A 21,718-nucleotide genomic window follows, 5' to 3' on the forward strand; every position below is an offset into this window, starting at 1 on the left:
TGGGAAAGATAAATTTACGCAAAATAGGGTAGGGATGGTAATTAACAATAAGAAATATATGAGAGAGTAACTATAACTTTTTGTTGATTAAAATAAATTATTACAAATATGTTAATGGTGTCCCCTGCAGGAATCGAACCTACAATTAGCCCTTAGGAGGGGCTTGTTATATCCATTTAACTAAGAGGACATAAATCTTTTTAATCTAACTTATCTTAATATGCCACTCATTCTACTATTAAATCCCTATTAAAATCAAGTTGTTGAATGCCATTGGTTTAATTTTATTGCTGATGACTAGATTTGTGTTTAATTGGTTTGTTTGTTAGTTATGTTATATAAATAGATTATTTGTAAATTTATAGTTTTTATAAATTATAAATTAATGAATGATTTAATAATTATTGTTATTTAATTTAGTTGTCTATTTTACATTATGCCGTTTTCATCATATTGAGAATAATTTTTATTATTTTGTTTTTGTTAATATTTTTTGTCTATAACTTGGAGTAATTTATTTGTTTTTTTAACCTATCTGCTTATTTCAAATAATGGCCTGCACATTATATGCTTAGATAAATAGTGATTAAATTCTTATCATTAAATAAAAAAGTAAGTAAGATTAAATTAATGTGGATATATAATTATGAATGGACAATCTATGTGAGGGTGTTTTGTTGAATAGAAAAACAAGATTTAAAACATATCGCTTATGCGGAGTATTGTTTGCAGTAGGATTGCTAACGAGCTGTTCCAGTACACCTACTGATAATCAACAGCGCTCTGATCCGCTAGAGAGTTTTAATCGAACAATGTTTGATTTTAATTACCATGTGCTTGATCGTTATGTGGTGCGTCCAGTTGCGGTCGCCTGGCGTGATTATGTTCCTATGCCTGCTCGTAATGGTCTAGTCAATTTTTTGGCTAACCTGGAAGAGCCTGCAAGTATGGTGAATAATTTTCTACGTGGCGATATCTATCAAGGAATGAAACATTTCAATCGTTTTTTCCTAAATAGTGTTTTTGGTATGGCAGGTTTGATCGATATTGCTTCAATGGCTAATCCTAAACTTGCTAAACAAGAGTCTAATCGTTTTGGTAGTACCTTAGGTTATTATCAGGTTGGCTATGGTCCATATGTGGTATTGCCAGGTTATGGTAGTTTTACCTTACGAGAAGATGGGGGCGATTGGGCTGATAAGGCTTACCCGATGCTAAGTTACCTTACTTTTTGGATGTCAGCTGGAAAATGGGTATTAGAAGGAATCGAAAAGCGGGCACTTTTATTAGATTCTGATGGTATTTTGCAAAACTCTTCCGATCCTTATTTAATGATTAGGGAAGCTTATTTTCAAAATAAAGATTTTAAGGCGCAGGGAGGTGTGTTGAAACCGACGATTAATCCTAACGCCGCAGTGATTGAAGAAGATTTGGATTCTATCGATTAGTAAAAGGTGGGTATATTTAATTTAAATGTTCATTGGTAAAAAATAACGAGCAGATGATTTATTGATTTGTGTGGTCACGGTCACTTGATTCTCTATAAATTAAAAAGGCAATTAATAATATAATTTTTTACTAATCATCATCTTCGATGAATTATTTATTATTATTTAATTAGTGGATGCTGGTATTGCTACGGTATTAAGATTTAAGATTATTATCACTAAATATTTCCTACTAACCGATTTTAGGAAGGATAGCTGTGGCTATCCCTTTTATGTTTTCAGCAAAAATTAAAATTTGTAGTTAAAGTTAACGCCAGCTAACCAAGCGCTTCCACTAGATTTAAATTCATAGGCCGGCAGAGCTGGGCTAGCAGGTATTGCCGGCATTTCTTCTTTGATTTTTACGTTTTGACCATGCATGTAGGAAATTCCTACGTCAACTGAAGCATTTTCGTTAAAGGCATAAGTCGTACCGGCACTGATCCAAAAGCGATCTTGATCAGGAATTGAGATCGAGCGATTTTTAGCTGGCACCGGGCTATCATCAAAGGCTATACCAGTACGAAACGTCCAATGATCATCATGATAGTAGGTAGTGCCTAACGCAATTCGGAAAACATCTTTAAAGCCTTCATGTTTATTGAATAAAACTCGTCCGTCATCTTTTGCGGTGGCTTTCAGTTCTTTGAACTGACTCCAACTGGTATAGGCTAAACTATAATGAACAGCCCATTTAGGTGCGACTTTATTATAACCGGAGATTTCCCAAATTTCAGGTAGATTCAAATTGAGTTTACCTTTAATGCTGTTGCCGCCTAAACCACCAGGTATAAATGTGGGAAGCTCATTACTATAGTCGCCGTTAAACTTTATTTTAACTTCTGAACGATAAGTAAAGCTGTAACGATTATTCTCATCTAATTCATACAAAATACCAGCTTTCCAGCCATATCCCCAATCATCACCTTTAAGTTTGGCAATAGTGGTTGATTCAGGTAGCCCTTTTAGACGTCCAAGCTCCCCCATATGACGGGTAATTTCTGCATCGGCATAAACTGCATTTAAACCCAAACCTGCACTGAAATGCTCATTAAACCGATAAGCCCCACTTAAATTAAGGTTAAGTGTGGTCAGATCGGTTTTGCCGCCAATAGGCCCGGCATTATAGTTGTGATTGAATTCGGTGGCTAAGCCGTAATTAGTGGTAATTGAAGAACCAACCGCCCATTTTTCATTTACTGGAAAAATAAAATGGGCATTGGGTATCCAGGCATGAGGAGCGATGTTTCTTGAAGTGGTACTGTTACCAGTGACAGGTGATTTTCCTTTTATATCAACGTCAGGATTAATATAAATTGCACCAAAAGAGAGCACAGGGTTATTGAATAACATCATAGCAGCTGGATTGCGACTACCAACGCTAGCATTATCGCCAATCGCACCTTCGCCTGAAAAAGCACGCCCCAATGCAGAGGTGGAATATTCGTTTAGTTGAAAGCCAGCAGCGCTAGCATTTGTTGAAATAAAACTTACAGCCATTGCCAAAATTGTATGTTTGAACAGGTTTTTCTGGTTCATGACCAAAACCCCTTAAATTATATTTATGATAAGAGCGACATTGTTAGTCGCAATAGAAAGGCCAGCAATTGTATTGGCTCCATGCCAATATGGCAAATCAGACCAGTTGACAGAGTATAGAATTGAATACCGGTTTTATTACAAGCATGTTCACCGCGTATGTGTTATTTGTTTGTAAAAATGTGATTTATTTAACATAAATTGATGCATCATTTATGCGAAGTGGTTGAGACAGGGTAACAATAGGATATTAGATCAAATAACTATTTGATATTTTATAAATTATTAGATAGTGACTAGTATCTTTTTGTTAATTGGCGTTATGATTATATTTTGTTAATGTTTATTGTTGGAAATAATTATGTCGGATGCTAAAAATCGTTGTCATGCTGAAGAAACTGCTGCTTGCTGTTGTGTTGATGTGGGTACAGTGATAGATAATCAAAATTGTACTGCTTCTTTTGAAAAAATTTTTTAAATCAACATGAAGCTGAAACAATGTTAGCACAGTTGATGGAAAAAGCGCGCGCCGTTGAATCGGAGCCTTGTAAGATCGAACATCAGATTCAGCCTATTGCTGAGGGTGTCAAATTAATAGCGAATTTTACCTTTTGTTGTGAAGCTGAAACGCTAATTTTTCAATTAAATTTACGTTAATTGAGTTTAACCCTGCCTACAGATATTCTGTAGGCATTTGATCCTTGAGCTGTGCTCAATATTTTGACTTGTTTAACAAATAAATATTCATATCTTGTGTGCCGCCTCTCAGTTTTTAATTTTTATTATTTTTCTTTCACTACATTTGAATAACAATTGATTATCAGATCAGACCTCTGTGAAGTATTGGCAATGATTAACTATAGTTTCATTTTTCATTTTTTATAAAAAGGGAAGCGAGATCTGCTATGAACTACAACGTTAAGAATACTGATCGTATCGCAATTGTTACTGGGTTACGCCTTCCTTTTGCTAAACAGGCAACGGCTTATCATAATATACCTGCTGTCGATTTAGGCAAAATGGTAGTTCGTGAATTAGTTATTCGTAGTGGTATTGATTCTCAATTTATTGATCAAGTGGTTTTTGGCCAAGTCGTTCAGATGCCTGAAGCGCCGAATATTGCTAGAGAGATTGTTTTAGGGGCAGGGCTACCTGTTTCAGCAGATGCTTATAGTATTTCTAGAGCCTGTGCTACTAGTTTTCAGGCTATTACCAATATTGTTGAAAGTATGATGGCAGGCACCATCAAGGTAGGTATTGCTGGTGGTGCTGATTCATCATCAGTTTTACCTATTGGGGTAACTAAAAAAATGGCAAGTACTTTAGTTAACCTTAATAGAGCAAAATCAATAAGCCAACGTTTGCGACTCTTAAGCACATTAGGTTTTCGTGATTTTCTTCCAGTCTCACCCGCAGTAGCCGAATATTCTACAGGTTTAAGAATGGGAGATACTGCCGAACAGATGGCAAAAACCTATCATATCAGTCGTGAAGAACAAGACGCTTTTGCTCATCGTTCCCATATTCTAGCTGCCCAGGCTTGGGATAGTGGTGTATTACATAAAGAAGTTATGACAGCCCATATACCGCCTTTCCGAGAGTCATTATCGGAAGATAATAATGTTCGAAAAGACTCAACCCTTACTTCTTATGCAAAGTTAAAACCCGCTTTTGATCGTCAACATGGTACTGTTACCGCTGCGAACAGTACGCCAATGACTGATGGTGCTGCTGCCGTAATGTTGATGTTTGAATCCAATGCGAAAACATTAGGTATAACCCCATTAGGTTATATCCGTAGTTATGCTTTTTCGGCTATTGATGTATGGCAGGACATGCTGTTAGGCCCTTCTTATGCAACACCATTGGCTCTTAAGCGCGCTGGATTAAGTTTAAAAGATCTTACCCTAATTGATATGCATGAAGCTTTTTCTGCTCAAGTATTAGCCAATATAAAAATGTTTGCGAGCAAAAAATTTGCTCAAGAGAAATTAGGGCAATCTGAAGCAATTGGTGAAATTAATATGGAAAAATTTAACGTACTAGGCGGCTCTATTGCTTATGGCCATCCATTTGCTGCTACAGGCGCTCGTATGGTGATACAGACACTTAATGAGTTACATCGTCGTGGTGGTGGTTTGGCGTTAACAACCGCTTGTGCAGCAGGCGGTTTAGGTGCAGCAATGATTTTGGAGGCTGAGTAATGATAACCAATAAAAATGAAGAAAAGAACTTACCTGCAATTACTAGCTATCCGGTATTTCATTTGTCCGTCCAACAAAACAATATTGGTGTTATTTCTATTGATGTTCCTGGCGAAAAAGTTAATACATTAAAAGCTGAATTTGTTGATCAATTTTATATGATATTACAGCAGGCGCAAGCAATCGCGGGTTTGAAAGGTATCGTTATTATTTCAAATAAACCAGGGTGTTTCCTTGCGGGTGCTGATATTAGTATGATTTCCAATTGTAGAACAAAAGAAGAAGCTACACAGCTTGCTATGACAGGGCAAAAATTATTCACCCTGCTTGAAAATTATCCACTACCGGTGGTCGCAGCAATTGATGGTGTATGTTTAGGCGGCGGATTAGAATTAGCGCTTGCTTGTCATATAAGAATTTGTACTCTGTCAGAAAAAACGCGTCTTGGTTTACCTGAGGTGCAATTAGGCTTAATACCTGGCTCTGGAGGAACACAACGTTTACCTCGTTTAATTGGTTTAATTAATGGATTAGATTTGATTTTGACTGGTCGACAATTAAGACCAAAGCAATCATTAAAATTAGGTTTAGTTGATGATATTGTTCCGAGCGAAATTTTATTGGAAACGGCAATTAGCTGGATTGATAAAGGAAGAAAAGACAAAGCATGTTTGCCTCTTAGACGGCGTTTATCAGAATTACCCATTATCAGAAATATCTTATTCGCCATAATTAAAAATAAAACAAATTCAAAAAGTAAAGGTCATTACCCAGCGTTAGAAAAAGCGATTTCAGTAGTTACTATTGGCTATGAAAAGGGTATGCAAGCCGGGCTTGAAGCAGAAGCAAAAGCCTTTGGGGAGCTGGCAATGACACCAGAATCCGCTGCTTTACGCGGTCTTTTTTTTAGCTCGACATCGCTAAAAAGTGAAATGGGTAGTTTTGAAAAATCTGCTACAATTCATCAGGTGGGTGTGTTAGGCGGCGGTCTCATGGGAGGCGGTATTGCCTATGTGACAGCAACGCGTGGAAAATTACCTGTTCGAGTGAAGGACATTAACAATAGTGGGCTTAATCAGGCATTAAAATTTAGTTGGCATCGCTTAACGGAGCAAGTTAAACGTAAACGCATTTCTGTACGAGCACGTGATCAACAGATGATGTTAATTTCAGGCACATTAGATTATAAAGGCCTTGAAAAAGCACAAATTATTGTAGAAGCTGTTTTTGAAGATTTAGCATTAAAGCGTCAAATGGTACAAGAAGTGGAGGCCATGACATTAAATGAAGTTGTTTTTGCCTCTAATACATCTTCGTTACCTATTCATAAAATTGCAGAGTTTGCTAAACACCCAGAACGTATAATTGGACTTCATTACTTTAGTCCAGTCGATAAAATGCCATTGGTTGAAGTTATCCCTCATAGTAAGACGAGTAATAAGACGATTGCTACTGCTGTGGCATTGGCAAAAAAACAGGGTAAAACTGCAATTGTTGTTGCTGATGGTGCAGGTTTTTATGTTAATCGCATATTAGCACCTTATATTGCTGAAGCGACCCGTTGTCTGTTAGCTGGTGAATCAATTGAGCATATCGATAATGCTTTAGTTAAATTTGGTTTTCCCGTTGGCCCATTGACCTTGCTAGACGAAGTTGGAATTGATGTAGGCACTAAAATTATGCCGGTGCTTGTTGAACAATTTGGCGAACGATTTTCTGTTCCTTCAGAACTTAATATCATATTGGAAGATGATAGAAAGGGACGTAAAAATGGCCGTGGCTTTTATCTTTATAAGAAAAATAAGATTAGTTGGCCTTGGTGTAAAAAACAGCGTCAAGTCGACACAACCATTTATAAATTACTTAATATTCAACCGAAAACAATTTTATCTGATCAGGAAATTGTTCAGCGCTGTATTATGCTGATGCTGAATGAAGCTACTCGTTGTCTTGACGAAGGGGTTATTCGTCATGTAAATGATGGTGAGATTGGTGCAGTTTTTGGAATTGGTTTTCCTCCTTTTACTGGTGGACCATTTCGATATATGGATCAACAGGGTATAGCGAATATTGTTGACATAATGCATCAATTGGCACAGAAATATGGTAACAATTTTGTTCCTTGTGAAAGGTTAATTCAAATGGCTAAATCAAATAAAAAATTTCATCAGTAGTCGTTTATTGCTAGTACTTTTAAACCTTACTAATTTCATGGCCTTAAGCGTAATTTCTATTTAACTTAATATAAAATAAACTTTTTTTTCGATTTTTATGAAAATAAAGCGGTTCCTTTTTTTGTGATTTTAGTGCAGAATCTCGGGTTGCCTTGCCCTGCATATTTTCCGACAACAACATTAGCGAGTAATTAGAGGGCTCCTATGTAGGGGGTTAGGTGAAAATATTTTACTCAAATGGTGGATTATGCAAGTTTTTATTATGCGTCATGGTGACGCAACTCTAAATACAATTAATGATGCAGCAAGAGAACTCACTCTTAAAGGAATAGAAGAATCTAAATTAATGGCCAGTTGGCTAGCACAACAAAATCCAGTCTTCGACCGAGTGTTTACCAGCCCATATGTAAGAGCAGTACAAACTTATCAGGCAATGCAGCCATTATTGCCATATTCAGGTCAACAGGAAGTATTAGCGGAACTTATTCCTGATGGCGATCCGCAATCTATTGCTAATTATTTGCAATTACTTGCCGAGGGAGGTGTAAGCACAGCATTGATTATTTCACACTTGCCATTAGTCGGTTATTTGGTATCGGCTTTATGCCCACAAGAAATCCCACCTATGTTTGCAACCTCTGCAATTGCTTATGTAGAGATAAATACGGAAATGCGGCACGCGGAATATAGATGGCAACGGGCACCTTCTCAAATTTTGCAAAGTGTTAATAAACTAGCTGCACATTTCTAGTTGCTTTTAGCTGTTATCTGCGTTGAGTTTCATCGGTTTCGACCAGGATCAGCAACGAAGCGCTACCACCCCAAACTTTGGGGGCTTGATGAAAAGCAGTGATATTAGGATGTTGAGCAAGCCAAAGGGGAATTTGCTGTTTTAAAATGTGTTTTCCGTGACCATGCATAATACAGGCACAATGGATATTATCTCGGTAGCAAGCTGCGATTAGTGCTGCAATTTCTTGTTTAGCTTGTCGTTGAGATAAACCATGTAAATCGAGAAACAGTTCAGGCGTATAATCACCCCGACGTAGTTTTTTTAATTCATAAGGATTTATATCGGGTCGTAGATAACGAGTAGGCCCTTCTTCTGCCAAAAGGGGTTGATATTCATCGGAAAAGTAATAACTAACATCGAGTTGCTCTTGGAGCAAACGTTTTGCCGCAAATTGCGATTTTATTCGATGATGTCGTTGTGGTGAGTGACTAACGATATCATGTAGTAAAGGTTTAGTCCCTGCGACTGTTTCCTTGAATAGTTTTATTTCCTCAGCACTCAATTTGAACTTATTTTTCATTGTCATTCTGTTAATCAATTAGTCAATTATTCTGTTAATTTTATCTTAATTTTTCTGTTATTACCTTCCTTATAAGCTGTAAGCTTTATCAGATATGGCTAGTATTCGAATGTTAATTAATGTAGTTGCTATAAAATTCCTAAACAATAAGCTGATTTGTTGAGTTGTTCATGGCAGACTATCAGTATTAAATAGATCAACCTTTTATTGGTTAGGAGGAGTTTTGGACAAGATTTTTGTAGATGAGGCGGTTGCGGAACTACATACCATCCAAGATATGTTGCGTTGGGTAATTAGTCGGTTTAATGCAGCAAATATTTATTACGGTCATGGAACAGATAATTGTTGGGATGAAGCTTTGCAACTTGTTTTGCCATCACTTTTTTTGCCCTTGGATATTCCTCAACCATGGTGGGTTTCTCGTCTGACGCTAAGTGAACGTCATCGTATCGTGGATCGAGTATTACGTCGTATTAATGAGCATATCCCCGTTGCTTATTTAACCAATAAAGCCTGGTTTTGTGGACATGAATTTTATGTTGACGAGCGTGTATTGATCCCCCGTTCTCCGATAGGCGAACTAATTAATAAACATTTTGCCGGCATCATTAATTATGAGCCAGCAACTATTCTAGATATGTGCACTGGTAGTGGATGTATTGCTATTGCCTGCGCTTATGAATTTCCGCAAGCACAAATTGATGCGGTTGATATTTCGGCTGATGCATTGGCAGTCACTGAACAAAATATTATCGATCATGGCCTGGCCGATCGGATAGTACCTATTCGTTCAGACCTGTTTTTGAATATGCCACAAATTAAATATGATTTAATGGTTACTAACCCACCCTATGTGGATGCTGAAGATATGTCTGATTTACCAGCTGAATATCTGGTCGAGCCTAAATTAGCGCTTGCAGCAGGGTCTGATGGTTTAAAACTTGTCAGGCGAATTCTAGCCAATGCCTCACGTTTTCTAACAGAAAATGGAGTGCTAATTTGTGAAGTTGGCAATAGTATGTTACATCTTATTGAACAATATCCGGATATGCCGTTTACTTGGTTGCAGTTTGAACAGGGTGGCGATGGGGTGTTTATGCTAACGCAGAAACAACTCATTGAACATCAAGAGAAATTTAAATTATTTATTGATTAACGGGTAATTATCTTTTTTCATACAATAAAATAATTTATTCATTAATTATTATTATGATAAATGAGAAAAATAGGAAGCAGAGGGGATGGCGGGAAATTCGATTGGACAGCTTTTTCGTGTAACCACATTTGGTGAATCGCATGGTTTAGCACTAGGATGTATTGTGGATGGCGTTCCTCCTGGTATGGCGTTATCAGAAAAAGATCTGCAAACCGATTTAGATCGTCGTCGGCCTGGCAATTCTCGTTATACGACTCCACGCCGTGAACTTGATCAGGTTAAAATTTTGTCCGGTGTTTTTAATGGCATAACGACCGGAACGCCTATTGGTTTGTTGATTGAAAATCAGGATCAACGGTCGCAGGATTATAGTGAGATCAAGGATATTTTTCGCCCTGGGCATGCAGATTACACTTATCAACAAAAATATGGTTTACGTGACTACCGCGGTGGCGGGCGTTCTTCAGCACGTGAAACGGCCATGCGTGTTGCTGCGGGTGCGATCGCAAAAAAATATCTGCAACAAAAACTAGGTATAACTGTTCGGGCTTATTTAAGTCAAATGGGTGATATTTGTTGTGAACTAAAAGATTGGGATTTAGTTGAACAGAATCCTTTCTTTTGTCCTGATGCAACAAAATTGGATGCTTTGGATGCCTTATTACGTTCATTAAAAAAAGAGGGTAATTCAATTGGGGCTAAAGTAACTGTTGTTGCTGAGCATGTTCCAGCCGGATTAGGTGAACCTGTTTTTGATCGATTGGATGCGGATATTGCCCATGCAATGATGAGTATCAATGCCGTTAAAGGTGTTGAAATTGGGGCTGGTTTTAAGGTGGTCACATTAAAAGGCAATGAAAATCGGGATGAAATAACCCATGACGGATTTGCCAGTAATCATGCCGGTGGTATATTAGGTGGCATCAGTAGTAGTCAACCGATTATTGCCCATTTAGCTTTAAAGCCGACTTCGAGTATCACCATACCGGGTAAAACAATTAATCAGCAAGGTGATGAAGTTGAAGTGATCACCAAAGGACGTCATGATCCCTGTGTCGGTATCCGGGCTGTACCGATAGCCGAAGCGATGATGGCAATTGTACTTATCGACCATTTTTTACGCCATCGAGCACAATGTGGTGAGCCAGATTTTTAATGGTATGATGTAAATATCAATGAAAGAACATAATTATAATCATCTTATTAACATTTTTAGTATTTGTTTTGAGAAATAGTATTGCACACGTTTAATTAAAGGAGATGATGAACCTATCTATCTGCCTGCAGATAATGAAATACCCTATCATCGAATTATTTTTGCACGTGGTTTTTATGCGAGTGCTTTACATGAAATTTCCCACTGGTGCATTGCCGGCGAAATTCGGCGCCAACAAATAGATTTTGGTTATTGGTATTATCCAGATGGCCGGAATGAGCAAACACAAAACGCTTTTGAAAAAGTTGAAGTTAAACCGCAAGCACTTGAATGGATGTTTTGTGTGGCGGCAGCATTTCCCTTTAATGTTAGTTGCGATAATTTGGCCGCTAATTTTGAACCTGATCGGTTTGCTTTTCAGTGCAAAGTTTATCAGCAGGTGCTGGATTACCTAGCAAATGGTATCCCGGCCCGAGCGGAGAGATTTATTCAAAATCTACAATTGTTTTATAATACGCCTCCCTTAGTGAAGCAAAATTTCATTTACCCCAAAGAGCTATAAAAAATTTAGCTAGTATAAAGGAACAAAACCATGCTTGCGGAATTGGAAACGCGTATTTTAACGCAAATTGATAACAATGTTGATGATGCTAGTCAAGATGAGCTTTTTGCGGGTGGTTATTTACGTGGCCATTTAACATTAGCTATTGCTGAACTAGAAGCTGAAAATAAAAATAATATTGCAGCGCTTTCTGATCGTGTTGAAAAGAGTATTGATCAGGCAATTAAGGCTGGTGAATTAAGTCCCCCTGATCAGCGATTGATATTAAATACTTGGCGCAAGTTGTTAGAAAATGCGCTTCAATAAGCATAAAGTGAGTAACTTTAAATAGTGTATTGTCGCATTTTTAAATGGGGTAACGATGTTGGTAAGATTGGCACTACCCACTGAAGCAGAAAAATTAGTCAATATTGAACGGTCAGCGGCGACTTTATTTCGTCAAATTCCCGAGCTTGCTTGGCTTGCTGATGCACAAGGTAAATCCATTAACCAACATTTAGAGTTTATTGTTGATGGCGATTGTTGGGTAGCCGTTGTGGAACAACAGCTTGTTGGTTTTATTGAAGTTGAAGTGATGGATCAAGCTTTGCATATTTGGGAATTATCCGTTGCTAGCCGATGGCAGAGAAGAGGAATTGGTCAGATTTTATTGCAACAGGCCATTATTCAAGCAAAACAGCTAAGCTGTGATCATGTTACTTTAACAACTTTTCGTGATGTTGCCTGGAATGGCGCTTATTATCAAAAATTGGGTTTTACAATTATTCCGGCCGAAAAGCTTACTTTGCCACTACAAGCTATTTTAAAAAGAGAAGTGGCGTATGGATTTACTGCATCTTCGCGTTGTGCAATGCAATATACTCTTTAATAGAGATTAAATATTTTTTGTTAAAAAGTTATTTATCTAGTTTAATCGCTCGGCCTTGCAACAATTTTCTGATCCAAAATCGGTTAGGATGGAGATTAGCCAGTATATCGTCGGCAAAAGGTAATGGTTCAGCAAAAATTTGGCTGCAAAGTAATTCCGCGCAAATTGGCGCACTACACAATCCTCTTGCTCCCAATGCACCAATAACAAATAGATTGGCATGAACAGGCGCTTGCAAAATATGCTGCTGCTCATTGAGCTGTTTATCTAATTGTGTATATTGAAGAATAAGTTGATTAACATCGGGTACATTACCGACCATTGGTAAATGATCACGTGTAACACAGCGAATGCTTTGACGTGATGCATTTTGGCTGATATCAACTTCTTTTGTCCATCCAACATCAGGCAAACAAGTTAACAAGCGAGAATGGTTTTCTTGTTGCTCCAGTTTGGAATATTCTAATGTCAGTTGATGACGTTTATAACTCGCGCCTAAGCAGTGATATTGATGATTAGCTGGCGTTAAATATCCGGCATAACAGAGTGTTGTTTGCAGTTGGTTGAGTGTCAAAGTGGTCGGAATATGACTAACTTGTCCTCGAACAGCACTAACTGGCAATTTTTCCGTTTGAGAAAATAGAGGTAATTGATGGCCATTAGCGATAATAACGGTTTTATGCGTTATTTGCCGTTGCGCTTGTCCTTGTTTCAATATCAATTTCCAGCCAGCGGGAGTATTTTCAAGTTGAATAAGACGATGATTAAAATAACTTTTTAAACCTTGTTGTTGCGCATATTGCCAGCTATTGAATGTCAACTCGGCTGGGCATAACCAGCCGGCAGTTGGATAGTAAATGCCATCATGGTTAACATCAACACCACAAATAGTTTGTAATGTTTGTCGAGTTTCATAGCGCGCAAAGTCAGAAGGCCAGTTTTTTGTCAATATTTGCTCGATTTTTTGTTGGCTTTTTACGCCATAACCTAATTGCACTAAGCCGCTCCAGTCATGTTCAAATGCAATGCCTAACTGTTCAAGTTGACTATAGTAACGTTTTGCATAAGAAAAAGCGGTAATAAAAAAGCGCTCTAAGCTATCGTGACGACCGGTTAATAATGGATAAAGTGCACCTTGACGATTGCCAGAAGCGTTTTGTGCCACGCAGGGATCTTGGCAATATAAAGTTATCCGACTACCTCTACGTAATAAAGCAAGCGCAATCATCATACTGGCAATACCGCCGCCGATAATGGCAATATCTTCAGTGGTGGATGCAGCTTGTCGAGCAAACCAGGGCTGTGGAGCAAGTTGCTGATTTGCAGGTAATTGACCGATTAGCATTTCACGTTTACGGCCAAAACCTTTGATTTTTTTTACTTTAAAACCGGCTTTTTCTAATCCACGACGAACAATACCGGCTGAAGTGAAAGTGGCAAAAGTGCAACCATTACGTCCCCAATTTGCCATTGTAGTGAACAGTTGTTCACTCCACATTTCGGGATTTTTAGCTGGAGCAAAACCATCTAAAAACCAACTGTCTATTTTATTGAAAAAATTAGCTTTTAATTGAGGTAATTGTATATTTATATCGCCAAACCAGAGATCGAGGATTATTGCCCCATTTTCTATAACTATTCTATGACAACCAGGTAACGATTGAGGCCATTGTTGACAAATTTGTTTAGAAAAAGTGGCGAGCTCAGGCCAAAATTGATGAACGCTTATTAAATCTGTAATAGACAAGGGATATTTTTCAAAACTGATATAGTGTAAAAGTTGTAATTGGTTTTTAGGTGCTTGTTGGCGAAACTGGATAAATAACTGACAGACTGCCATAAAGTTTAGTCCAGTGCCAAAACCCGTTTCTGCAATAACATACTGTTTAGCTGAGTGAGAGAAAAAGCGATTTGGCAACTGATTGCCGGCTAAGAAAACATAACGGGATTCTTCTAAACCATTTTGGTTACAAAAATAGACATCATCAAACTGTTCAGAGATGGGGATAGCTTGTTCATTCCAGCTTAATTTAGCTTGGCTGATCTCATTTGTATTCACAAAATTATCTACAATATTTTAAATAATTAGCCAATTGTAACGAATTTAATCTGAGTGTGCTAGCTAGCGCTAAAATATAAAAGTGACCAAAGATAATATTTTCTGCAAATTTTTACCTGATCGGACTTGTTCAGCTTACAAGTGTAAGCTAAAGTAACAGGCTAAACTCCCAGTAAATGAATTTCGACTATGAGGTAATACAATCAATGAAGCGTGCAGTCATCACTGGTCTGGGCATTGTCTCCAGCATAGGTAATAACCAGCAAGAGGTACTGGCTTCTCTGAAAACGGGTCGTTCTGGCATCAGGTTTTCAGAAGAATTTGAAAAAATGGGGTTACGCAGCCATGTCTGGGGTAATATTCAACTAACGGAAGAGTATATTAAACAAAAAATTGACCGTAAAATTCTTCGTTTTATGAGTGATTGTTCTATATATGCTTACTTGTCGATGGAAGAGGCTATTTCGGACGCTAAATTGACGCAGGCGCAGATCTCAAATATTCGTACCGGTTTAGTGGTTGGCTCTGGTGGTGGCTCACCGCGTAATCAATTGGCTGGCTCTGATGGTATGCGGGCAAAGGGATTACGCGGTGTTGGTCCCTATATGGTCACCAAAGCAATGGCTTCAGGTGTTTCAGCTTGTTTAGCCACGCCGTTTAAAATTAAGGGCGTTAATTATTCTATCAGCTCTGCCTGCTCAACTTCCGCCCATTGCATTGGCCATGCTGTTGAGTTGATCCAATTAGGTAAACAGGATGTTATTTTCGCTGGTGGTGGTGAAGAGTTAAGTTGGGAATTAACCTGTGAATTTGACGCAATGGGGGCATTATCGACTAAATATAATGCAACTCCAGAAAAAGCTTCACGCACCTATGACCAGGATCGGGATGGTTTTGTAATTGCTGGCGGTGGAGGTATTGTTGTGGTAGAAGAATTAGAGCATGCTTTGGCGCGTGGCGCACATATTTATGCTGAAATTGTCGGTTATGGTGCAACCTCAGACGGTTATGATATGGTTGCCCCTTCCGGTGAAGGAGCTGTGAGATGTATGAAAATGGCATTGGCAGATGTTAAACAGGTTGATTATATCAATACTCATGGCACTTCAACGCCAGTTGGCGATACCAAAGAATTAGAAGCAATTACTGAAGTGTTTGGTAGCAATACGCCAGCGATTTCAGCGACTAAAGCAATGACCGGCCATTCTCTGGGGGCAGCAGGGGTTCATGAAGCTATTTATAGTTTGTTAATGTTAGAGCATGGATTTATTGCCCCAAGCATTAATATTGATAATTTAGATGAAAAAGCGCAAGCAATGAATATTATTACGCAGGCCACTGAGCAGAAATTAAATACGGTAATGTCAAATAGTTTTGGGTTTGGTGGAACTAATGCCTCGTTGGTAATGAGTAAATATCATTCATAAGTATTTTACTATAAAAAACAATTACCTACTGATAATTTATCAGTAGGTTTTTTGTTATTTACAATATAATCAATTGATTAAATAAGTTATTATTCTTTTTTATTAGCGTTAGATTGGTGGTGATTAAAAAGTTGTGTTAATGGAGTGCTTAATTGCTGCGCTAAAATAACACCGAGTAACACACCCCCACCACCAATTAAATGGTAGCTGTGCATTTTTTCTTTTAAAAATAAAACAGCGATAATGGCCGTAAATACCGGTGCTAAATTCATAAATATTGAGGTTGTATTAGCGCCAAGTCGAAACACTCCTTGGATCCATAAATAGGGTGCAATCAGCGAAGCGGCAATTCCGGCAAATAAGATCAAATTAATATTTGCCGAGGTAATCTCTACTGATTTAGCCAGTAAAAAGTTAGGCAATAATAGTATCAAAGCAAAACTAATTTGGATGTAAAGTGATTGCCAATTGGGTAATGGGATCGCCCAATGCTTGGTTAATACCCCATAGAGTGAATAAGAAAGAGCAGCAATAAACATCAGTAATTGCCCTCGATTAATTCCCTGGCTAAAAAATATCATTGGTTCACCTTGACTAACAAGCCAGATAAGCCCCAGTAAGGATAAAAGGCTACCGATCACTATACCAATAGTAGGAATAGTACGTAGCACAAAAATGCTGAGTATCACCGTTAACAAAGGAATAACTGAATTTAATACTCCCATAAAGGTGGCACTAACCGTATGAGCAGCATAATAAGCCAAACTTTGGTAAAGAACCATGCCAAGGGCGCCTAATATAAACAGTTTGCCGCCATATTGTCTTATTATTGTGCGATTTTTAACTATCCCTTTAATCATAAAAGGGGTGAGTACTAAAAAGGCCAATAACCAGCGATAAAAGGAAATAGCGGCAGGATCAATAACATTTGCCGCGGCTTTACTTACCACCGCATTAATTGACCATAATAAAACCGCGAGCAGGGGAAAAAGAAAATTTTTCATTATTGAGTCATATTTACCTTCTGATAACTATTATGCTATTTTAACATTGTCTATTTTATTATATATATTTATAATCAGCCAATTGATCCACCCTTTTTGTCAACATTACTGTGATGAAAAAAATTAGACATAGACTTGAGCCTAATATTATTGAGCCAAAATTTATAGTTTTTCGGAATAATGAATGGTTAGGTGATACTGAGTGTCAATTACATCGCCATAGCTTTGGCCAATTAATTTATGTAGTGAAAGGTGTGATAGAGATGCAAGTGGCTACGCAGCATTATATTGCGCCCCCGGAATTTTGTATCTGGATCCCATGCGGTGTTGAACATGCCACTTACAACAAAAAAAGTGTTAAGTTTAATATATTAGATATTTGTCAAACAGTTAGTCATGTTTTATGTAAAAAAACCTGTATTATTCGTCAAACACCTATTTTTCATACCATATTATTAGATTTTTATGCGCGTAACATAACCCAACCAACAAGCGCAGAAGATATTCGCTTAGCTAATGTATTGATTGATCAATTAAAACGTTCACCTATTCAAAAGACCTATTTACCCGCCAGTAAAGATAAATTTTTAGCGCCTATTTTAGCGCAATTACAACAAAATCCAGCAGATAATACCGCTTTAGCGATATGGGCCAAGCGGGTTTATACCTCAGAACGTACCTTGTCACGTCGTTGTCAGCAGGAACTGGGGATGTCATTTAGTGAGTGGCGCCAGCGGTTACGTTTTTTACATGCCATAATGAAATTGGAGCAAGGACAGACTGTTCAACAAGTGGCTTTTGATGTCGGTTATAGTTCTGCATCAGCATTTATTACCATGTTTCAACAGATTTCAGGCACAACACCAGAACGCTTTCGCCAAAAAAGTGACGCTGAGCAAACCAGTTGTTAGGATTTATATCATTAACATGGCAAAATAGCATCTTGCTACCTAATCGAATAGTAAAAAGCGATGGGTTAATTTTAATAAAGATAATTGGGCATTAGATAAGTGAAAATATTGGTTGATGAAAATATGCCTTACGCAACTCAATTGTTTGCAACATTAGGTGAAGTTAAGGCAGTTTCTGGGCGATCAATCTCATCGTCACAGCTAGCAACAGCAGATGCTTTAATGGTGCGTTCTGTTACTCAAGTCAATGAAGTATTACTTAAAGAGAGTAAGGTAAAGTTTGTTGGTACTGCAACAGCCGGATTTGATCATGTTGATAGGCAATGGTTAGCGCAAGCGGGTATCGCTTTTTCTGCTGCACCGGGTTGTAATGCGATCGCGGTGGTAGAGTATGTTTTTTCCGCTTTGTTGTTACTGGCTGAACGTGATGGTTTTGATTTGCGAGAAAAAACAGTCGGTATTGTTGGAGTTGGCAATGTTGGCAGTCGTCTTAATGCACGTTTAAAGGCTTGGGGCGTGAATACATTACTTTGTGATCCGCCTCGGGCAGAGGCAGCTGTTAATAGCGAACAATTTTGGTCACTAGAAAAACTAGTTAGTCAGGCGGATATCTTAACTTTTCATACCCCTTTAAATAGATCTGGCCGCTATTCATCTTATCATTTATTAAATGAAGAGTTGCTAGCTGCCATGCCGGCGGGACGTATTTTGCTAAATACTAGCCGCGGGGCTGTTGTTGATAATCAAGCATTATTAAAAGCCTTAGAAAATGGTAAGAAAATCGACGTGATATTGGATGTTTGGGAACATGAGCCCTCTCTTTCCTTACCTTTGTTAGCTAAAACTCGCATTGGCACGCCACATATTGCCGGTTATTCTCTAGAAGGTAAAGCGCGTGGTACTACTCAGATTTTTGCCGCATTTAGCCAGTTTTTAGGCCAAGAGGCGCAAATTAAACTAGCTGATTTATTACCTATTGCAGAGTTTAATGAGATTACCTTTCGCGGTGAATTAACCCAGGCAAATTTAAAACGTTTAGTACATTTAGTTTATGATGTTCGTCGTGATGATGCGCCATTAAGAAAAGTTGCTCATCTTGTTGGCGAATTTGATCATTTACGCAAATATTATCCAGAACGCCGTGAATGGTCATCGCTAAAGGTCAGTTGTGATAATGTCGATGCCGCTAACATATTAAAAATGCTGGGTTTCAATAGTAAATTAATTTGAGCGAAATGCACAGAAGATTGGAGAAAACCAACATGACAGAAGGTTGGAGTATTGCACTATTAGGCGTTACCGGCGCGGTCGGTGAAGCCGTATTGAGTTTATTACAAGAGCGCCAGTTCCCTGTTGGTGAGTTATTTCTATTAGCTAGTGAAAATATTGTCGGAGAAAGTATCCGTTTTAATGGAAAACAACACTCTGTCATGGATGCACAGTTATTTGATTGGACACAGGCACAAATCGCTTTTTTTGTTGCCGGTACAGCAGCATCTGCGCGTTATGCAGAGCAGGCGGCACAAGAGGGTTGTATAGTCATTGATAGTAGTGGTTTATTTGCGCTAGAACCGGATATTCCATTAGTCGTACCTAATGTTAATCCTCATGTGCTGGCTGATTATCGTAACCGTAATATTGTTGCCATTGCTGATAGTTATGTCAGTCAATTGTTAGTCGCCATTAAACCGCTAATCAATGTTGCCGGTATTCAACGTTTAATCTTAACCAATTTATGTTCAGTTTCAGTGCATGGTAAAAGTGCAGTGGATGAATTGGCCGGTCAAAGTGCCCGATTATTAAACGGTTTACCCGTTAATAATGACCGTTTTGCTAAACAGTTAGCATTTAATCTATTACCCTTACTAAGTGATATTGAAGGTTCTGTCCCACAAGAGCGCTGTTTAGTTGATCAAGTGCGTAAAATTTTACAGAATGATGGATTATCGATAGTTGTCAGTTGCATACAAGCGCCGGTTTTTTATGGTAATGCACAAGTGGTTCATGTGGAAACATTACGTCCAATGACCGTGCAAGAAGCCTGGCAAGAAATTGCTCAATTTGATGATATTCAGTTAGTTGGCGAAGATAACTTTCCAACTCAGGTAACCGATGCTTCAGGTAGTGATCAATTAAGTATCGGTTGTATGCGTAATGATTATGGCGCACCTGAGATATTACAGTTTTGGTCGGTAGCCGATAATACCCGGTTTGGCGGTGCTCGAATGTTAATAGAAACTGCGGAGCAATTAGTGCAGGAGCAATATTATTAATGTTGGAAAAGCAACCTTCTTTGCCGATGACTAAAATTGCCTTAGGCATTGAGTATGATGGTAGCCATTATTATGGTTGGCAGCGACAACAACAGGTAAAAAGTATCCAAGCTTGTTTGGAGTTTGCGCTTACTAAGGTTGCGAATGAGTCCATCCAAGTCTGTTGCGCTGGACGCACTGATGCGGGGGTGCATGCAACAGGCCAAGTGATCCATTTTGAAACTTCTGTGATACGTAAAGACTCTGCCTGGACAATGGGTGTTAATAGCCATTTACCTGCTGACATTGCCGTACGTTGGAGCAAAGTTGTTGAACCGGATTTTCATGCTCGTTTTAGTGCCACCGCGCGTCGATATCGTTATATTATTTTTAATCACCGATACCGACCAGCGATATTAGCCGCAGGCGTCACTCACTATCATGCACCTCTAGATGCTGAAAGAATGCATATTGCTGCTCAGGCCTTGGTTGGTGAGCAGGATTTTACTTCATTTAGAGCTATTCAGTGTCAATCTAAATCGCCTTGGCGTAATATAAAGCATGTTCATGTCAACCGTTATGGTGACTATATTGTGGTTGATATCAAAGCCAATGCCTTTGTTCATCATATGGTACGCAATATTGTTGGTAGTTTGCTGGTGATAGGCTGCGGTGAGCAGGATATTAGCTGGATAGCCGAGCTTTTAGTATTGAAAGATAGAACTAAAGCGGCGGCAACTGCAAAAGCAGAAGGGCTTTATTTAGTTGCTGTCGATTATCCGTCAAAATATAAATTACCTAAAACGACCGTAGGACCACTTTTTTTACCAGAATAATGAATTTAATTTTGCGTTTAAATAGGCAGTGTTAAAGTTGCCAACTATTGGATTTTTTATGGAATTTATTACTTTTATTATTGATTTTATTATACACATCGATCTTCATTTAGCTGAATTAGTTGCTAAGTATGGCATTTGGCTATATGCCATTTTATTTTTGATAGTATTTTGTGAAACTGGACTCATTGTTACGCCTTTTTTACCGGGTGACTCACTATTATTTGTGGCTGGGGCATTAACGGCATTGGAGAGTAATGATCTAAACGTTCATTTAATGGTAGTATTAATAATTATTGCTGCGATTATTGGTGATGCGGTTAATTATACTATTGGTCGCTTATTCGGCGAGCGTCTATTTCGTAATCCCAATTCAAAAATTTTTCGCCGGGTCTATTTGGAAAAAACGCATCAATCTTATGAAAAACATGGCGGTAAAGCGATTATTTTAGCTAGATTTATACCTATTATTAGAACGTTTGCTCCATTTGTCGCAGGGATGGGAAAAATGTCGTATCGGCATTTTGCTTTTTATAATGTGGCCGGGGCTTTATTATGGGTTCTATTATTTACTTATGCGGGTTACTTTTTTGGCGATTTGCCAATTGTTCAGCAGAATTTAAAATTATTAATTGTGGCAATTATTTTAATTTCTATTCTGCCGGGTATTATTGAGATTTGGCGCTATCGTCGAGCATCAATTAAGGAAAAACAGGTTGTTAAACCAAAAGAATAGATAGTCATTAGCAGGTTTGATCAGTTTTTTATCC

Annotated in this window: 18 protein-coding genes, 1 tRNA gene and 2 pseudogenes; 16 read left to right on the forward strand and 5 right to left on the reverse strand. The window is 38.2% G+C overall.

The window, feature by feature from the left end:
- Window positions 1-115: 115 nt before the first annotated feature.
- A tRNA-Arg gene (locus tag LDL57_RS04710) sits at window positions 116-190 on the reverse strand.
- A gap of 487 nt (window positions 191-677) precedes the next feature.
- On the opposite strand from LDL57_RS04710, the gene mlaA reads away from it, so the two are divergent.
- Window positions 678-1,448, forward strand: coding sequence for a phospholipid-binding lipoprotein MlaA (mlaA, locus tag LDL57_RS04715; protein ID WP_225507165.1), 771 nt, complete (start codon window positions 678-680; stop codon window positions 1,446-1,448).
- A 288-nt stretch (window positions 1,449-1,736) separates the two neighbouring features.
- Here mlaA and fadL read toward each other — a convergent pair whose 3' ends face one another.
- Window positions 1,737-3,026, reverse strand: coding sequence for a long-chain fatty acid transporter FadL (gene fadL / locus LDL57_RS04720; protein ID WP_180558633.1), 1,290 nt, complete (start codon window positions 3,024-3,026; stop codon window positions 1,737-1,739).
- A gap of 361 nt (window positions 3,027-3,387) precedes the next feature.
- On the opposite strand from fadL, the pseudogene LDL57_RS04725 reads away from it, so the two are divergent.
- The 4 genes and pseudogenes from LDL57_RS04725 (at window position 3,388) to sixA (ending at window position 8,155) form a co-directional block, all read left to right on the forward strand.
- A pseudogene (locus LDL57_RS04725) lies at window positions 3,388-3,683 on the forward strand (YfcZ/YiiS family protein).
- A gap of 248 nt (window positions 3,684-3,931) precedes the next feature.
- Window positions 3,932-5,230 (forward strand): acetyl-CoA C-acyltransferase FadI, encoded by a 1,299-nt coding sequence (gene fadI, locus LDL57_RS04730; RefSeq protein ID WP_180558632.1) that lies wholly within the window; start codon window positions 3,932-3,934, stop codon window positions 5,228-5,230.
- The gene (gene fadJ / locus LDL57_RS04735) at window positions 5,230-7,404 is read left to right on the forward strand and encodes a fatty acid oxidation complex subunit alpha FadJ (RefSeq protein ID WP_180558631.1); all 2,175 of its coding nucleotides are present in this window, start codon (window positions 5,230-5,232) and stop codon (window positions 7,402-7,404) included. The genes fadI and fadJ overlap by 1 nt, the downstream gene beginning before the upstream one ends.
- Before the next feature lie 247 nt (window positions 7,405-7,651).
- Complete coding sequence (sixA, locus tag LDL57_RS04740) at window positions 7,652-8,155, forward strand: phosphohistidine phosphatase SixA (RefSeq protein WP_180558630.1); 504 nt, start codon at window positions 7,652-7,654, stop codon at window positions 8,153-8,155.
- A gap of 13 nt (window positions 8,156-8,168) precedes the next feature.
- Here sixA and smrB read toward each other — a convergent pair whose 3' ends face one another.
- Window positions 8,169-8,717: an endonuclease SmrB gene (smrB, locus tag LDL57_RS04745; RefSeq protein ID WP_180558629.1), complete on the reverse strand. Its 549-nt coding sequence runs from the start codon at window positions 8,715-8,717 to the stop codon at window positions 8,169-8,171.
- 223 nt (window positions 8,718-8,940) lie between these two features.
- On the opposite strand from smrB, the gene prmB reads away from it, so the two are divergent.
- The 5 genes and pseudogenes from prmB (at window position 8,941) to LDL57_RS04770 (ending at window position 12,459) form a co-directional block, all read left to right on the forward strand.
- Window positions 8,941-9,873: a 50S ribosomal protein L3 N(5)-glutamine methyltransferase gene (gene prmB, locus LDL57_RS04750; RefSeq protein ID WP_180558628.1), complete on the forward strand. Its 933-nt coding sequence runs from the start codon at window positions 8,941-8,943 to the stop codon at window positions 9,871-9,873.
- 85 nt (window positions 9,874-9,958) lie between these two features.
- On the forward strand, window positions 9,959-11,029 hold the full coding sequence (gene aroC / locus LDL57_RS04755) for a chorismate synthase (protein ID WP_180558627.1): 1,071 nt from the start codon (window positions 9,959-9,961) through the stop codon (window positions 11,027-11,029).
- Window positions 11,030-11,048: 19 nt separating this feature from the next.
- A pseudogene (locus LDL57_RS04760) lies at window positions 11,049-11,591 on the forward strand (elongation factor P hydroxylase).
- Between the two features lie 30 nt (window positions 11,592-11,621).
- On the forward strand, window positions 11,622-11,897 hold the full coding sequence (locus tag LDL57_RS04765) for a YfcL family protein (RefSeq protein ID WP_180558626.1): 276 nt from the start codon (window positions 11,622-11,624) through the stop codon (window positions 11,895-11,897).
- A gap of 55 nt (window positions 11,898-11,952) precedes the next feature.
- Window positions 11,953-12,459 (forward strand): GNAT family N-acetyltransferase, encoded by a 507-nt coding sequence (locus tag LDL57_RS04770; protein WP_225507167.1) that lies wholly within the window; start codon window positions 11,953-11,955, stop codon window positions 12,457-12,459.
- Between the two features lie 28 nt (window positions 12,460-12,487).
- Here the strand turns inward: LDL57_RS04770 and mnmC are convergent, their stop codons facing one another.
- A complete protein-coding gene (gene mnmC / locus LDL57_RS04775; protein WP_180558624.1) occupies window positions 12,488-14,518 on the reverse strand; it encodes a bifunctional tRNA (5-methylaminomethyl-2-thiouridine)(34)-methyltransferase MnmC2/FAD-dependent 5-carboxymethylaminomethyl-2-thiouridine(34) oxidoreductase MnmC1 in 2,031 nt (676 codons plus the stop codon).
- Between the two features lie 206 nt (window positions 14,519-14,724).
- Here mnmC and fabB point away from each other — a divergent pair, with 206 nt between their 5' ends.
- Window positions 14,725-15,945 carry a beta-ketoacyl-ACP synthase I gene (fabB, locus tag LDL57_RS04780; RefSeq protein WP_180558623.1) on the forward strand — a complete coding sequence of 407 codons (1,221 nt, stop codon included), beginning with the start codon at window positions 14,725-14,727 and terminating at the stop codon, window positions 15,943-15,945.
- Between the two features lie 89 nt (window positions 15,946-16,034).
- Here fabB and LDL57_RS04785 read toward each other — a convergent pair whose 3' ends face one another.
- Window positions 16,035-16,949, reverse strand: a complete 915-nt coding sequence (locus tag LDL57_RS04785) for a DMT family transporter (protein WP_180558622.1) — start codon at window positions 16,947-16,949, stop codon at window positions 16,035-16,037.
- A gap of 113 nt (window positions 16,950-17,062) precedes the next feature.
- Between LDL57_RS04785 and LDL57_RS04790 the strand changes: the two genes are divergently transcribed.
- From LDL57_RS04790 to LDL57_RS04810, 5 genes are all read left to right on the forward strand, one after another.
- Window positions 17,063-17,860, forward strand: a complete 798-nt coding sequence (locus LDL57_RS04790; RefSeq protein WP_225507169.1) for an AraC family transcriptional regulator — start codon at window positions 17,063-17,065, stop codon at window positions 17,858-17,860.
- A 99-nt stretch (window positions 17,861-17,959) separates the two neighbouring features.
- Window positions 17,960-19,090 carry a 4-phosphoerythronate dehydrogenase PdxB gene (gene pdxB, locus LDL57_RS04795; RefSeq protein WP_225507170.1) on the forward strand — a complete coding sequence of 377 codons (1,131 nt, stop codon included), beginning with the start codon at window positions 17,960-17,962 and terminating at the stop codon, window positions 19,088-19,090.
- A 32-nt stretch (window positions 19,091-19,122) separates the two neighbouring features.
- A complete protein-coding gene (locus tag LDL57_RS04800; RefSeq protein WP_180558619.1) occupies window positions 19,123-20,133 on the forward strand; it encodes an aspartate-semialdehyde dehydrogenase in 1,011 nt (336 codons plus the stop codon).
- Entirely contained in the window at window positions 20,133-20,948 is an 816-nt protein-coding gene (truA, locus tag LDL57_RS04805; RefSeq protein ID WP_180558618.1) for a tRNA pseudouridine(38-40) synthase TruA, read from the forward strand. The genes LDL57_RS04800 and truA overlap by 1 nt, the downstream gene beginning before the upstream one ends.
- Before the next feature lie 58 nt (window positions 20,949-21,006).
- The gene (locus LDL57_RS04810; protein ID WP_180558617.1) at window positions 21,007-21,684 is read left to right on the forward strand and encodes a DedA family protein; all 678 of its coding nucleotides are present in this window, start codon (window positions 21,007-21,009) and stop codon (window positions 21,682-21,684) included.
- Window positions 21,685-21,718: the final 34 nt, after the last annotated feature.

Source organism: Arsenophonus apicola, from assembly GCF_020268605.1.
In the GTDB taxonomy this organism is placed as follows: domain Bacteria; phylum Pseudomonadota; class Gammaproteobacteria; order Enterobacterales; family Enterobacteriaceae; genus Arsenophonus; species Arsenophonus apicola.

What these genes read in the sequence shown, in the direction of transcription:
- fadL (WP_180558633.1), bottom strand. Translation starts at nt 3,026, where the DNA reads ATGAACCAGAAAAACCTGTTCAAACATACAATTTTGGCAATGGCTGTA.
- fadI (WP_180558632.1), top strand. Translation starts at nt 3,932, where the DNA reads ATGAACTACAACGTTAAGAATACTGATCGTATCGCAATTGTTACTGGG.
- fadJ (WP_180558631.1), top strand. Translation starts at nt 5,230, where the DNA reads ATGATAACCAATAAAAATGAAGAAAAGAACTTACCTGCAATTACTAGC.
- sixA (WP_180558630.1), top strand. Translation starts at nt 7,652, where the DNA reads ATGCAAGTTTTTATTATGCGTCATGGTGACGCAACTCTAAATACAATT.
- smrB (WP_180558629.1), bottom strand. Translation starts at nt 8,717, where the DNA reads ATGAAAAATAAGTTCAAATTGAGTGCTGAGGAAATAAAACTATTCAAG.
- aroC (WP_180558627.1), top strand. Translation starts at nt 9,959, where the DNA reads ATGGCGGGAAATTCGATTGGACAGCTTTTTCGTGTAACCACATTTGGT.
- LDL57_RS04765 (WP_180558626.1), top strand. Translation starts at nt 11,622, where the DNA reads ATGCTTGCGGAATTGGAAACGCGTATTTTAACGCAAATTGATAACAAT.
- LDL57_RS04770 (WP_225507167.1), top strand. Translation starts at nt 11,953, where the DNA reads ATGTTGGTAAGATTGGCACTACCCACTGAAGCAGAAAAATTAGTCAAT.
- fabB (WP_180558623.1), top strand. Translation starts at nt 14,725, where the DNA reads ATGAAGCGTGCAGTCATCACTGGTCTGGGCATTGTCTCCAGCATAGGT.
- LDL57_RS04785 (WP_180558622.1), bottom strand. Translation starts at nt 16,949, where the DNA reads ATGAAAAATTTTCTTTTTCCCCTGCTCGCGGTTTTATTATGGTCAATT.
- LDL57_RS04790 (WP_225507169.1), top strand. Translation starts at nt 17,063, where the DNA reads ATGAAAAAAATTAGACATAGACTTGAGCCTAATATTATTGAGCCAAAA.
- LDL57_RS04800 (WP_180558619.1), top strand. Translation starts at nt 19,123, where the DNA reads ATGACAGAAGGTTGGAGTATTGCACTATTAGGCGTTACCGGCGCGGTC.
- truA (WP_180558618.1), top strand. Translation starts at nt 20,133, where the DNA reads ATGTTGGAAAAGCAACCTTCTTTGCCGATGACTAAAATTGCCTTAGGC.
- LDL57_RS04810 (WP_180558617.1), top strand. Translation starts at nt 21,007, where the DNA reads ATGGAATTTATTACTTTTATTATTGATTTTATTATACACATCGATCTT.